The organism is Arthrobacter sp. Br18 (assembly GCF_000520555.1).
GTDB lineage: Bacteria > Actinomycetota > Actinomycetes > Actinomycetales > Micrococcaceae > Arthrobacter_D.
The window spans coordinates 1-13284 of the sequence record NZ_KI914869.1 but is presented as its reverse complement, the minus strand read 5'-3'; the positions used below and the strand labels follow the sequence as shown (position 1 = coordinate 13284).

The following is a 13284-nucleotide window of genomic DNA, read 5'->3' as shown; positions in this document are numbered from 1 at the left end:
CCTCCTCCGTAGGAGGAGAACCGCCACAGCGCAAGCTGTCCCAGTCCCGGCAGCGACAGGGTTCCGAGCCGCTCGAACGGAACGACGCCGTCGGTGCCGGTCGGTACGTCCATGCGCTCGCCGGACCCGTCCTCACTGATCGTCGTCTCAAGCCGGTACGACGGCTGGTACGGCGCAACACGAAGGGACGTGAACCGGTCCTGCACGGCGGTATCCAGGGGAGAGGCCGGGTGCTCCCGGAACAGCCGGTTGCGGCCGTCCTGCCATAGCCCGTGCGCAGTCTCGGGTGATTCCGCATCGGAACATGACCGAACGTCCGCGTAGAGCCCGAAGATCCGTGCGCGCCAGTCCGCGGTGGCCAAAGCGGTGGTGATTCGAGTCATACCGTCAGGCTACCGTCCCATCGAACTGTTGCCCCGGCGTACTGTGTCTATGGTGACACTCGGGGTTTTCTTCATCGTGCTGGCCGCCATCCTCCTCGGAGCCATCGCCCAGCGCATCGCAGGGCTGGGGTTCGCCCTGCTCGTTGCTCCGTTCCTCGTCCTCATCCTCGGCCCCCACACAGGCGTGCTGATGGTGAATATCTGCGGCGTCGTCTCCTCGACACTGATCATCGGGCGGGTGTGGCGGGACATCGACTGGAACATGTTCCGGTGGCTGGTCTTTCCCTCACTTCTCGGTTCGCTGCCCGGCTCCTATCTCGCCGTGATCGTCCCGTCGGCGCCGCTGTCGGTGACCGTCGGCAGTATCGTCCTCGTTGCCCTGACCGTATCGCTTCTCCTGCAGCGGTCCGACGTCGTCGTCCGGGGGAATGCCCCGAAAGTCGTGGCGGGCTTCACTGCGGGGCTCACCAACTCCATGGCGGGCGTGGGAGGGCCTGCAGTGAGTGCGTACGCGCTCCTGTCCCGCTGGCCCCAGCGTCCATTCGCCGCCACGCTTCAGCCCTTCTTCGCGGTGATCGGCCTGGTGACACTGATCACCAAACTGAGTCTCGACCCTTCCCAGGCGCCCGCCCTCGAGCCCTGGATGTGGGCGGCGATCGGCGCCGTGATCGTGGGTGGGATATTCACCGGAGAGAAGCTCTCACGGTTCGTCCACGACCATCAGGCGCGGTTCGCCGTCATCGTCATCGCCTTCATCGGGGCGGGCCTCGCGACTGTCAGCGGCATCATCGAGCTCACCGCGTAGGCTCCTGCCCCGAGTCGTGTCACGTGCACGGCGTTTTTCGGTGGCACCATTGAAGGGATGAAACTGACCCGGAAACCAGGCGCACTTCCCATGCCACTGTGGCTGCAGGGGGTGTTCGAGCTCGGCCAGGCCGCCGTTCTGTCGGCGGTGCTGGTACTGGTTCCCGTCGTCGTGGTGTGGCTGACCGGCGGTTTCGCCGAACGCTCCCTGGAATCCGCCGCCCAGCTCGCGGGGCAGGGCTGGCTCGTGCTGCACGGGGTGCCGCTGGTGCTCTCGCCCGAGGCGTCGTCGGGTCTCTTCCACGTGGTGCCCCTTGCGCTGATCCTCCTTCCCTTCCTGCTGGCGTGGCGCGCCGGGCGGCGGCTCGCGCGGGCGTCCTACACGGACCAGCTGTGGCAGGCCCTGCTGGGAGGCCTCGGAGTCTACGCGGCGGCGGGCCTGGCCACAGCCTATTTCGCGAGCAACGCGGAGGCCGCGGCGTCGCTGCCCGCGGGTGCGCTGATTCCGCCCCTGTCGGTGGGCCTCGGCATGGTGATCGGTGCTCATCGGGAGGCCGGCGCGTGGAGCAGGCTCGTGGGGGTGGATTTCGCATCATGGATCTCCCGCAGCAGCCAGCATTCCCGCTGGGCGGGATCCTATGCGCTCTCGGTCCTCCGGTCGGCTTTCCTGGCCGTGGTCGCTGCCGTGGGTCTGTCGGCGCTGCTCCTCGCCGTGACCGTAGGCATCCACTGGGCGGAAATCGCGGCGATCTTCCAGCGGCTCGATGCCGGTATCACCGGTGCGGCGATGCTCACGATTCTCCAACTGGGCTTCGTCCCCAACCTGGTGCTGTGGGCTCTTTCGTGGTCCTCGGGCGCGGGATTCGCGCTCGGTTCGGGCAGTTCCCTGAGTCCCTTCGTGTCCTCCGTCGGCCCGCTGCCTGCGTTCCCGGTGCTGGGGGCGCTGCCGGCGGGTGAACTCGAGTACGGATACGCGGCCCTCGCCCTTCCCTTCGTGGCTGGACTTCTCGCCGGGTGGTGGTTCTTCCGCGAGGGCGAGAACCATTTCGATGAATGGCTCCTGCTTCAATCCAGCCGCCGATGGCTGACGGCAGCGGCGTCGACCCTGGTAATGGGGCTTCTGGTGGGAGGAACTGCAGGGCTCGGCGGAGCGGCGCTCGCCCTGCTGTCGCGGGCCTCACTCGGGCTGGGACGGCTCACCGACCTCGGACCGGACCCGCTGCTGGTGGGCCTGCTGATTGCAGCCGAAGTGGGTGTCGGGGCGATTGCCGGGTACGCCCTCAGTCCGTTGCTGGAACGTGAATCCAGGCGGCCTGCGTCCAGGCAGGCGGCACTTTAGCAGGGAACCGGCCAGGCAGGCGGCACCTCAGGATCGGCCCGATGACAGCAGTCCGTTGAGGTCCCGCAGCCCGTCCTCGCACTCCCGCTCCGCCTGGATGGTCAGCGCGGTGCCGATGCAGTCCTCGTACGTCTCAGTGAGAGGCCACAGCACCACGGCGGCGGCGGTGGCGATCACCAGGAGAAGGGCCGCAATCAGCCCTGCGACGGTGCTCACCCGGACGAATCCGGGGAGTTTTGCGCCGGCCGTCCTGACCAGCACGACAATGCCGAGGACAACGGCGGCTATCCCGAAGACCAGTCCGAGCACCTTCCACGGCAGCATCATGCCGCTTCCCACGATCGCCGCAAGCAGCGCGAGCGAGAACCAGGTCAGCAACGCGCGGGTGCTTCCCGGTGCGTCGCCCGTGCGCTTCGCGCCGTCGGGTCCAGTACCGGCGGGTCCAGTACCGCCGGGTCCCGCCGGACGGCTTTCGTCCGGCCCGGGGGGAACGCCGTCCCTGGAGCGTCCGGGGCGGACTCGGCCCTTGGAGCGTCCGGTGGCGCCGTCGTCCGGCACTGGCGGAAGGCCGCCGTCGGCCTGGTCCGGCCCGGACGCACCCGACGGGCGCCCGGCGTCCTGCTGGTCCGGGCCGCGCTGCGGGGACTGTGCAGGGTGCTCGACGTTTTTCATGGGTTCAACCCTAGGCGACGTCGCGCCTAAGGTGGTGCCATGCGCATAGTCGTCCTGGTGTCGGGCACCGGTTCCAACCTTCAGGCCGTCATCGACGCCGTTTCCTCGGGAACGCTCGACGTCGACATCGCGGCGGTCGGCGCCGACCGGCCGGGTACCTACGGCGTGCAGCGCGCCTCGGAGGCCGGCGTCGGGACCTTCGTCGTCGACTTCAAGGCCTACCCGGACAGATCGGAGTGGAATGCCGCACTGACGGCCGCCGTTTCCGCCTACCGCCCCGACTACGTGGTGTCCTCGGGGTTCATGCGGATCGTCGGCCAGTCATTTCTCGACGCGTTCCCCAACCGCTACCTCAACACCCACCCGGCACTCCTGCCGAGCTTCCCCGGTGCCCACGGGGTGCGCGATGCGCTGGCCTATGGAGTGAAGATCACCGGCTGTACCGTGATGATCGCCGATGCCGGCGTGGACACGGGCCCCATTCTTGCGCAGGCGGCGGTGCCGGTGCTGCCGGAGGATACCGAGGAGGCCCTCCACGAGCGCATCAAGATCGAGGAGCGGCGGTTGCTGATCGAAACGCTGCGGCAGCTCGCGGACGGGGACGCCTGACATGGCGCTGGTAGCCAACGCCGTCTACGTGGACGGCAGGGAACGCCTCGAGCCGAAGAACCTCGACCAGACCTTCGAGCTCATGAGGAATCGGGGCGGGATGGGCTGGATCGGCCTGTACCGGCCCTCGGTCGGGGAGATCGCGGCGGTCGCGCAGGAGCTGGGCCTTCACGAGCTCGCCGTCGAGGACGCCACGAACGGACACCAGCGCGCCAAGCTCGAGCGCTACGGGGACACCCTCTTCGTCGTGCTCCGCCCGGCGCGTTACCTCGACGCCGAGGAGAAGGTGGAGTTCGGTGAACTCCACGTGTTCATCGGGCAGGACTTCGTGGTGACGGTCCGCCACGCGGAATCACCGAACCTCGGCAACGTGCGGCGGCGCATGGAGGACGGCCCCGAGCTGCTGTCGATGGGACCGCAGGCAGTGCTGTACGCGATCCTCGATGAGGTGGTCGACGAGTACGAGCCGGTGGTCCGGGGCCTCGAGAATGACATCGACGAGATCGAGAACGAGTTGTTCGGGGGAGATCCGGACGTCTCGCGTCGCATCTACGAGCTGCACCGCGAGGTCATCGAATTCCAGCGCGCCACCCACCCGCTGCAGTTCATGGTCGAGTCGCTGCAGCGGGGCCCGCAGAAGTACCAGCTCGATCCTGAGCTGAAGAGCAGGATGGGGGACGTGCTCGACCACGTGATCCGCGTGGTGGAGCGGGTCGATACGTTCCGTGCGCTGCTCCAGAATGCGTTAACCGTGCACTCGACGCTCGTCGCGCAGCGGCAGAACGAGGAGATGACGCGCCTCACCGAAACCTCGCTGGCGCAGAACGAGGAGGTGAAGCGCATCTCGTCGTGGGCCGCGATCCTCTTCGCGCCCACCCTCATCGCTTCCGTCTATGGCATGAATTTCGATGTCATGCCCGAACTCCACTGGGCTTTCGGGTACCCCTTCGCCGTGCTGCTCATGGCGGCCATGGGCGGAGGCCTGTACTGGACCTTCCGGCGCAACCACTGGCTGTAGGTGCTGCACGTCACACCGTGGGTGCAGGAAGTTGCTTAGGGCTACGGTTACGCTGGGTGGGGCGGATCACCGCCCGGCCAGGTCACCGTCCGTTTTCCGGGGCAGCGCCCGATTTTCGGTGCGGCGCCCCGCAGCACCCGTTGGGAAGATCATGAATTTCACCAGGATTACGGCTGTTGCCGCGCTCTCACTGTCGGCGTTGACAGCGTGCGGCAGCTCGGCGGAGCCGGAAGCGATGTCCGAGGCCGCCCCGACGCCTGCGAGCTCGAGCGCTGCTGCAGAGAACATCGTCCCGCCCGAGACCAACGAGCTCGCAGGGGAAGGTACTGCCGACGGAGCCAGGGCCTTCCTGTTCCACTATTTCGACCTCAAGGCCTACGCACTGCAGACCGGGGACACTGCTCCGATGCTCGAGAACGTGGACGGGGCTGCCGCGGAGCTCGATGGCGCGAAGGACCTCGAGTCGATCTACGCCGACGGCGGGTGGATCCTCGGTGGCCAGCCGAAGGTCACTGACATCTTCGTCACCACACCGGAGGACGCCGTGGTCGAAGGCGCCGAAGTCACGGCGCTGATCACCGTCAATCCCGGTGCCTACACCGAGTTCTCGGAGGGCGGCGCTGTGGAGGAACAGCGGCCCTTCAGCCCCGGAGGCACCACCTACACCGCCGTCGTCGTTCACGCCGACGGAGCCTGGACGGTCGCCTCGCTCGAGGAGACGCCCGACGTCGAACTGCCGGAGGCCTAGGCTTCCGCGTCGCACCGGGCGCCGGGCTGCAGGTCGAGGTGGCTGCCGCAGCTGCCGGCATGAGGTTCTTCGCGCCTTTCCTTGCGGGCCTCGCCCGTCACCGCGCACTCCTAGGGGAGTTCGGCTCCCTTGGTTTCCGGCGCGTTCCTCGCCATGAACAGCACTGCAGCGAGGACCAGTGAGCCCGTGATGGCGAAGGTCAGCGGCAGGCCCAGGTAGGGCCACAGGAGCGCACCGAAGATCAGTGGCACGAGGCCTGCACCGACGCGGGACACCGTTGACGCCCACCCGAAGCCGCTGCCGCGCAACTCGGTCGGGTACAGCTCCGAGACGTAGGTGTAGAGCACGGGGATGGCCACCTGGATGGTGAAGTTGAAGACCAGCAGCCACGCCGTCGCCACCACCGGCAGATCGAGGGTCAGGGCGAAGACCACCAGCACGACAGCGGACAGCGGCCCCGAGACCGCGAGGATCCATTTGCGCCCCACGCGCTCCACCAGCAGGGCGGCGGCGATGACTCCGAAAAGGCCCATGCCCGTCGTGACCGCGGTGGTGAGGAATGCGACGGACTGGGGGTAGCCGGAGTCGATCAGGATCTTCGGCATCCAGGTCAGGGCTCCGTAGTACACGAGCAGGATGGTGAAGAACAGGCTCCAGGCCGTCAGCGTGATGCGCCAGTTGAACCGCCACAACCCCGTCAGCTGTCCCGATATGCTGCCGATCGAGAGCCTGGGCGCCTCGCCGGGTTCCGGCAGCCGCCACGCGGTACGGATTCCGCCGGTCCGGTCCACGAGGTCGTTGATCACCGCTTCGGCCTCCTGCGTGCGCCCGCGCTGCACGAGGTACAGCGGGGACTCCGGTACCGATCGCCGTACCCAGAACACCAGCAGGGCGGGGATCACCATCACCAGCATCGCCGCGCGCCAGTCGAAGCGGGCCACCAGCAGCGTGGTCACGATGCCGCACAGGAAGGCGCCGATGGGCCACCAGGCATCCATCGCCGTGAGCACCCGCCCCCGGTGCTTCCGGGGAGTGAACTCACCCACCAGTGCGTAGTCGACCGGAATGCAGCCGCCCAGACCGAAGCCGGCCAGGAACCGGAAGGCGCAGAACCACACGAAGTCCGGCGAGAATGCGCCGAGCACCGTGAAGATGGAGAAGATCAGCAGGGTGGCGGTGAACGCCGTCTTCCGGCCGATGATGTCGGCGATGGACCCCCACGCGAACGCCCCCACGGCCATGCCGATCAGGTTGGCCGTTCCCACCCAGGCCGCCTCGCCCCGGGTCAGGTCCCAGTGGTCGGACAGCAACGGGATCAGGTAGCCGTTGAGGGTGACGTCCCAGGCATCGAACATGAAGCCCAGGCCGCCGATGAGGAAGATCTTTCCCTGGACCCGCCAGCGCCACGGCAGATCCTGGACCACCTGGTCTCCGGTGGGTAGTTCGGTGTAAGCGCTCACGGTGCCTTCCTGGACGGGCTCGATGCCTGCAACACCTTACCGTTCCCTGCCTCACCGCGCGGCGTTCGGTGGTTCGGCTGCGCCTCCATCCAGTGCGCAGCAGATACGGGTCCGGCCGGGTAATCCGGTAAGTGCTGCACACTGGATCCGTCGGTGCGCCGATAGCCTGTGGAAAACTCCAGCACTGCCCCGGTTCGCCCCACGCTAGGGGTATGTGCCCGGACATCCCCCTCCCCGCAGGCCGCACCTGTTTCACCATCGACGACGCGCGGTTGCTCGGCATCGGGCCCGCACGGCTGCGCCGGGCCGACCTCGACCGTTCCTCCCGAAGCCTGAGGCATCCCGGCGGAACGGAGGTCCTGCTGGAGGACCTCGCGGCGTCGCTCACCTCGCTGACCGGTCACACGGCAGCCAGCCATGCAACGGCGGCGCTGCTCTGGGGAATCCTGCTGCCATCCCGGCTACAGCTCCGGAAAACCGTCCATCTCACCCGGCCCCTTGGCACCGCTGCCCCCCGGCGCATTGGGGTGGTCGGGCACCGCGCCGGCCTCACAGGGAACGACGTCGTCGTCATCTACGGCGTGACGGTCACCTCGCCGGCGTGGACCTGGACCGATCTTGCGGAGTCCCTCAGCCTGCACGAGCTCGTTGCCGCGGGGGACTCCCTCCTTCGCCGCCCTGATGCGCCGTTCCGCAGGGCTCCACTCAACCTCCCCGATCCGCTGTGCCGGCCGGACGAACTGGCCGACGTCGTCGAACGCCGTGCCGGCGCCCGCGGCATCCGGCGGGCACGAGAGGCGCTCGACCTGGTGCGCCCAGGGGTGGATTCGGCGCCGGAGTCCACCCTGCGGATGCTCATCCTCGACGCAGGGTTGCCCGAGCCCGTGGTGAACGGCTGGATTGTCGATCCGGCCGGACGGCGGGTCTCCCGCCCTGACCTGCAGTACCCGCAGTACCGGATTGCCCTGGAGTACGAGGGCGAGCACCATCTTCTCGACCCCGCCCAGTGGAGCCGGGACATTGAGCGCGATGAGCGGCTCCGGGCCCTCGGATGGACGGTGCTGCGCTTCAGCAAACCGCACCTTGAACCGGGGAGGGTAGCCGCCTCGATGGAGCGGATCCGGTATGCGCTCGCCCGTGCCGCCGCATCCGGTGCGCAGTAATGACGGGTTTTCGGGGTGGAACCGGTAAGTGGTGCGCAGTCGATGTGGATAAGGAGACGCCGCCAAGGCGGTGCCGGCAAGGAGATGCCGCCGGAGTGATGCCGCTATAGACTTGGGACGGCCCATTCCGAAGACCAGACGGAGATTTGCGTGTCCCTGACCCACCGTGACCGCGTTCCCATTCGACGAGCACTCATTTCGGTGTTCGACAAGACGGGACTGGAGGAGCTGGCCCTGGGACTGAACCGAGCAGGAGTGGCCATCGTGTCCACTGGATCCACCGCCCAGCGCATCGCCGGCGTCGGGGTTCCGGTGACCGAGGTCGCGGAGGTGACGGGTTTCCAGGAGTGCCTCGACGGGCGCGTCAAGACCCTGCACCCGAAAGTCCACGCCGGAATCCTCGCCGACCGGCGCCGTCAGGAACACGTCGACCAGCTTGCCGAACTGGGCGTCGAGCCCTTCGACCTCGTGGTCGTCAACCTGTACCCGTTCGTCCAGACCGTGCAGTCCGGGGCAGGGCAGGACGACGTCGTCGAGCAGATCGACATCGGCGGCCCAGCGATGGTCCGGTCGGCAGCGAAAAACCATCCGTCGGTCGCCGTCGTCGTCGATCCGGCCCGTTACGACGACGTCGTGGCAGCGGCAGCCGAGGGCGGCTTCGACCTCAATGCCCGGCGCCGGCTGGCCGCGCTCGCCTTCGCGCACACCGCCGCCTATGACACCGCCGTCGCCTCGTGGACCGCAGCCCAGTTCGGCGACGGAACCGACGACGGCGACGCCTGGCCCGCCTACGCCGGTCTGGCATTGGAGCGTTCCGAGGTCCTGCGCTACGGCGAGAACCCCCACCAGCAGGCGGCCCTCTACGTGGAGAAAGCCGCAACCCCGGGCATAGCCCAGGCCGACCAGCTGCACGGCAAGGCCATGAGCTACAACAACTTCGTGGACGCCGACGCCGCCCTGCGCGCGGCCTTCGACTTCGACGAGCCCGCCGTCGCGGTGGTCAAGCACGCCAACCCGTGCGGCGTCGCCGTCGCCTCACCCGATGCACGGGATGCCATCGCCGACGCCCACGCCAAGGCCCACGCGTGCGATCCGATATCAGCATTCGGGGGAGTCATCGCCGCCAACCGCGAGGTCACCGCGGGCATGGCGAACGCGATCAAGGACATCTTCACCGAGGTGGTCATCGCGCCGTCGTTCGAGCCCGCCGCCCTCGAAATCCTCCGCGCGAAGAAGAACATCCGCCTGCTCGTCCTCCCCGAGGGCTACCGCCGCGACCCCGCCGAGATGCGCCAGGTCTCCGGCGGCGTGCTGCTGCAGATGGTGGACACGCTCGATGCCGACGGCGACAATCCCGCCAACTGGACGCTTGCCGCAGGTACCGCGGCCGACGAGGCAACCCTCGCCGACCTCGCCTTCGCCTGGAAGGCGTGCCGCGCGGCGAAGTCCAACGCGATCCTCCTCGCCAGCGGTGGAGCGTCCGTCGGGGTGGGGATGGGTCAGGTCAACCGGCTCGACTCGTGCCGCCTCGCCGTCGAACGGGCCAACACCCTCGGCAGCGAGGAGCGGGCCCGTGGTGCGGTGGCGGCGTCGGACGCGTTCTTCCCGTTCGCGGACGGCCTGCAGATCCTGCTCGACGCAGGCGTGCGCGCCGTCGTCCAGCCGGGCGGGTCGGTGCGTGACTCGGAGATCATCGACGCCGCGAATGCCGCAGGAGCCACCATGTACCTCACCGGTGCACGGCACTTCTTCCACTAGCCGCACCGATCCCCTCGGGTAGGTTAGACCCGACGGGACACCCCGAAATCCATAGCATCCGAATTCCCAGGGAGACGCCGTACCAATGGCCAAGATCATCTACACCCACACCGACGAAGCGCCCATGCTGGCCACCTACTCGTTCCTGCCGATCATCGAGGCGTTCGCCTCGACCGCCGGTGTGGAGGTGGAGACCCGCGATGTCTCGCTCTCCGGGCGCATCATCTCCCTCTTCGGTGACCGCCTGACAGACGAGCAGCAGATGAGCGACGCGCTCGCCGAACTCGGCGCCCTCGCGAAGACCCCCGAAGCGAACATCATCAAGCTCCCCAACATCAGCGCGTCGATCCCGCAGCTCAAGGCTGCGATCACTGAGCTGCAGGGCCAGGGGTATGCGCTGCCGGACTACCCGGACAACCCCTCCACCGATGAGGACAGGGACGTCCGCGCGCGCTACGACAAGGTCAAGGGCAGCGCCGTCAACCCCGTGCTGCGTGAGGGCAACTCGGATCGACGTGCTCCCGCCTCGGTGAAGAACTTTGCCCGCCAGAACCCGCACAGCATGGGTGCGTGGACGCCGGAGTCGAAGACCAACGTAGCCACCATGAGCGCTGACGACTTCCGCTCCAACGAGAAGTCGGTGGTCATCGAGGCAGACGACACCCTGCGGATCCAGTTCACCGACGACGCCGGCACCACCACCGTGCTGAAGGACTCCGTCGCCGTGCTCGCCGGCGAGGTCGTGGATGGTACCGTGATGCGTGCGGCTGCCCTCGACAAGTTCCTGACAGCACAGGTTTCCCGCGCGAAGCAGGAAGGTGTGCTGTTTTCCGCGCACCTGAAGGCCACCATGATGAAGGTGTCCGATCCGATCATCTTCGGCCATGTGGTGAAGGCATGCCTGCCCGAGGTGTTCGCCACCTACGGTGACCGGCTGGCCGCGGCCGGCCTCAGCCCGAGCAACGGGCTCGCGTCCATCCTCAACGGTCTCGACACACTGCCCGCCGACGTGCGCGACGGCGTCAAGGCAGCCATCGACAAGGGGATGGCGGACGGACCGAAGCTGGCCATGGTCGATTCCGACAAGGGCATCACCAACCTCCACGTCCCCAGCGACGTCATCGTCGACGCCTCCATGCCGGCCATGATCCGCAGCTCCGGGCACATGTGGGGTCCTGAGGGCGAGGAAGCCGACACCCTCGCTGTCATTCCCGACAGCAGCTACGCCGGCGTCTACCAGAGCGTCCTCGACGACTGCCGGGCCAACGGCGCCTTCGACCCGACCACCATGGGTACCGTCCCGAACGTCGGACTGATGGCCCAAGCCGCCGAGGAGTACGGCAGCCACGACAAGACCTTCGAGATCCAGGCCGCCGGCACGGTGCAGGTGGTCGACGGCTCGGGAACCGTTCTCATCGAACACGGCGCCCAGCCCGGCGACATCTGGCGGGCCTGCCAGACCAAGGACCTGCCGATCCGTGATTGGGTCAAGCTCGCCGTCACACGCGCCCGTGCCTCGGGCATGCCCGCCGTATTCTGGCTCGACGAGGGCCGCGCCCACGACGCCAACCTCATCGCCAAGGTTCGGGAATATCTGGGGGAGCACGATACCGAGGGCCTGCAGATCGACATCCTCACGCCGGAGAAGGCCACGGCCTTCACCCTGGAGCGGATCCGCAGGGGCGAGGACACCATCTCGGTATCCGGCAACGTGCTGCGCGACTACCTCACCGATCTGTTCCCCATCCTCGAACTGGGCACCAGCGCCAAGATGCTCTCGGTGGTTCCCCTCATGAACGGTGGAGGCCTCTTCGAGACCGGTGCGGGCGGTTCAGCGCCGAAGCACGTTCAGCAGTTCGTTCGTGAGAACCACCTCCGCTGGGACAGCCTGGGCGAGTTCCTCGCGCTGGCCGTGAGCTTCGAGCACCTGGCGACGACGACGGACAACGCGCGCGCGCAGATCCTCGCCGACACCCTGGACCGTGCCACCGGCACCTTCCTGCTCGAGAACAAGTCGCCCAGCCGCCGGGTGGGGGAGATCGACAACCGGGGCAGCCACTTCTACCTGGCCCAGTACTGGTCCGACGAACTCGCACGGCAGGCTGAGGATGCCGACCTGGCGCAGGCCTTCTCCGTGGTGGCCGAAGCACTGGCGTCGAACGAGGAGACCATCGTCGCCGAACTCCACGCCGTGCAGGGATCGCCGGTCGATATCGCCGGCTACTTCCACCCGGACGTCACCAGGGTGGCCGCTGCCATGCGTCCCTCGGCGAAGCTGCAGGAAGTATTGGCGATCCTCGGCTGATCAGCTGTCCTGTGCGGACACGGGGCCGCTGCCGCACAGGCAGGGGATGGCCCGGGAGGGCTCGTCCTTTCGTACGGTGATGATCGGATCACGGGTGGAGGGTCTCGAGTACGGCCAGTGCAGTGCCGGCTCCGCCCTCGGTCGCCATGGTGTGCGCCGCTGCTCGCACTGCGGTCCGGCAGTTCACGGCGTCCGACAGTGCTGCAGTAAGCCGAGTCGAGGTGAGTGTTCGCTGCCGGATCGGTCGTGGCGAGAGACCGGGTTCCTGCAGGCGGGCGCCCCAGAAGGGTTGATCGGCTATGAACGGCACGATGATCGACACTGTGCCAGCGGCGGTGGCTGCCTGGACCGTGCCGATGCCTCCGTGGTGGACTGCCGCCTGTGCTTGGGGCAGGATCGCGTCGTGGGCGACCGAGCCGGTGACCAGAACGTCGTCGCCCCTGAGGTCCGGCGGAACGCGAAGTCCGCCGAGCCCGGTTGCGACGAGCGCGCGGGCGTCGTGGTCCCGGATGCCGCGCACCACCTCCCGTGCACGGGCGACAGGATCGCCTGCGACCATCGACCCGAACCCGGCGTAGACAAAGTTCCCGCCGGCGATGAAGTCGGACACTTCGTTCGGCACAGAACCCGGTTGTCTGGTGCGCCAAGGGCCTGTGAGGTGCATGGTGCTCGGCCAGTCCCGGGGCCGCCTGAGGACGGCGGGGCTGATGGGCATGAGCGTCGCGGCGGGCGGTGCTGCGTTCCTTCCCTGTCGGCCTACGAGCCTGAATCCACCGGTGGGCTGGTGGTGAGTGCCGGTTTTTGATTTTGGATTGTGTTTCCGGCTGGCGGCAGGTTTGATCTCCGGGCCTGTCTGTCCGGGGATGTTCCACTGTTGTTTTCGGTTGCGCCGTGAGCGGCTGGGTGGGCGGAGGTTCAGGCTGGTTGCGGTGGTGGGTAAACGGTTTTGAAGACCTTCTCCCAGTTCTTTTGCCAGGGCCAGGATTCGGGCAGGTGCAGTGTGATGCGCCGGGCCGAGGACGCGA

The 13284-nt window shown here is 67.7% G+C and carries 11 protein-coding genes and 1 pseudogene; 8 read left to right on the top strand and 4 right to left on the bottom strand.

From position 1 onward, the window contains the following. A pseudogene (locus Y704_RS20730) lies at positions 1-383 on the bottom strand (DUF1684 domain-containing protein); the annotation flags it as partial. A 49-nt stretch (positions 384-432) separates the two neighbouring features. Between Y704_RS20730 and Y704_RS0111375 the strand changes: the two are divergent. Continuing rightward, positions 433-1188, top strand: coding sequence for a sulfite exporter TauE/SafE family protein (locus Y704_RS0111375; protein WP_035772491.1), 756 nt, complete (start codon positions 433-435; stop codon positions 1186-1188). A 57-nt stretch (positions 1189-1245) separates the two neighbouring features. Continuing rightward, on the top strand, positions 1246-2526 hold the full coding sequence (locus Y704_RS0111370) for a cell division protein PerM (protein ID WP_026550211.1): 1281 nt from the start codon (positions 1246-1248) through the stop codon (positions 2524-2526). 27 nt (positions 2527-2553) lie between these two features. Here Y704_RS0111370 and Y704_RS0111365 read toward each other — a convergent pair whose 3' ends face one another. Beyond that, complete coding sequence (locus Y704_RS0111365) at positions 2554-3198, bottom strand: MATE family efflux transporter (protein ID WP_026550210.1); 645 nt, start codon at positions 3196-3198, stop codon at positions 2554-2556. Positions 3199-3237: 39 nt separating this feature from the next. On the opposite strand from Y704_RS0111365, the gene purN reads away from it, so the two are divergent. From purN to Y704_RS0111350, 3 genes are all read left to right on the top strand, one after another. Beyond that, positions 3238-3807 carry a phosphoribosylglycinamide formyltransferase gene (purN, locus tag Y704_RS0111360; protein ID WP_026550209.1) on the top strand — a complete coding sequence of 190 codons (570 nt, stop codon included), beginning with the start codon at positions 3238-3240 and terminating at the stop codon, positions 3805-3807. A 1-nt stretch (position 3808) separates the two neighbouring features. Then, positions 3809-4825: a magnesium and cobalt transport protein CorA gene (locus Y704_RS0111355; protein ID WP_026550208.1), complete on the top strand. Its 1017-nt coding sequence runs from the start codon at positions 3809-3811 to the stop codon at positions 4823-4825. A 151-nt stretch (positions 4826-4976) separates the two neighbouring features. After that, entirely contained in the window at positions 4977-5573 is a 597-nt protein-coding gene (locus Y704_RS0111350) for a DUF6318 family protein (protein WP_026550207.1), read from the top strand. 110 nt (positions 5574-5683) lie between these two features. Here Y704_RS0111350 and Y704_RS0111340 read toward each other — a convergent pair whose 3' ends face one another. Next, on the bottom strand, positions 5684-7033 hold the full coding sequence (locus Y704_RS0111340) for an MFS transporter (RefSeq protein WP_026550206.1): 1350 nt from the start codon (positions 7031-7033) through the stop codon (positions 5684-5686). Between the two features lie 212 nt (positions 7034-7245). Here Y704_RS0111340 and Y704_RS0111335 point away from each other — a divergent pair, with 212 nt between their 5' ends. The 3 genes from Y704_RS0111335 to Y704_RS0111325 all read left to right on the top strand — a co-directional run bounded on the left by Y704_RS0111335 (position 7246) and on the right by Y704_RS0111325 (position 12259). Beyond that, positions 7246-8196 (top strand): PDDEXK family nuclease, encoded by a 951-nt coding sequence (locus Y704_RS0111335; RefSeq protein ID WP_035772489.1) that lies wholly within the window; start codon positions 7246-7248, stop codon positions 8194-8196. Between the two features lie 150 nt (positions 8197-8346). Next, entirely contained in the window at positions 8347-9954 is a 1608-nt protein-coding gene (gene purH / locus Y704_RS0111330) for a bifunctional phosphoribosylaminoimidazolecarboxamide formyltransferase/IMP cyclohydrolase (protein ID WP_026550204.1), read from the top strand. 85 nt (positions 9955-10039) lie between these two features. Beyond that, positions 10040-12259 (top strand): NADP-dependent isocitrate dehydrogenase, encoded by a 2220-nt coding sequence (locus Y704_RS0111325; protein ID WP_026550203.1) that lies wholly within the window; start codon positions 10040-10042, stop codon positions 12257-12259. Between the two features lie 88 nt (positions 12260-12347). Here Y704_RS0111325 and Y704_RS20725 read toward each other — a convergent pair whose 3' ends face one another. Further along, the gene (locus Y704_RS20725) at positions 12348-12923 is read right to left on the bottom strand and encodes a glycosyltransferase (protein ID WP_275451066.1); all 576 of its coding nucleotides are present in this window, start codon (positions 12921-12923) and stop codon (positions 12348-12350) included. Positions 12924-13284: the final 361 nt, after the last annotated feature.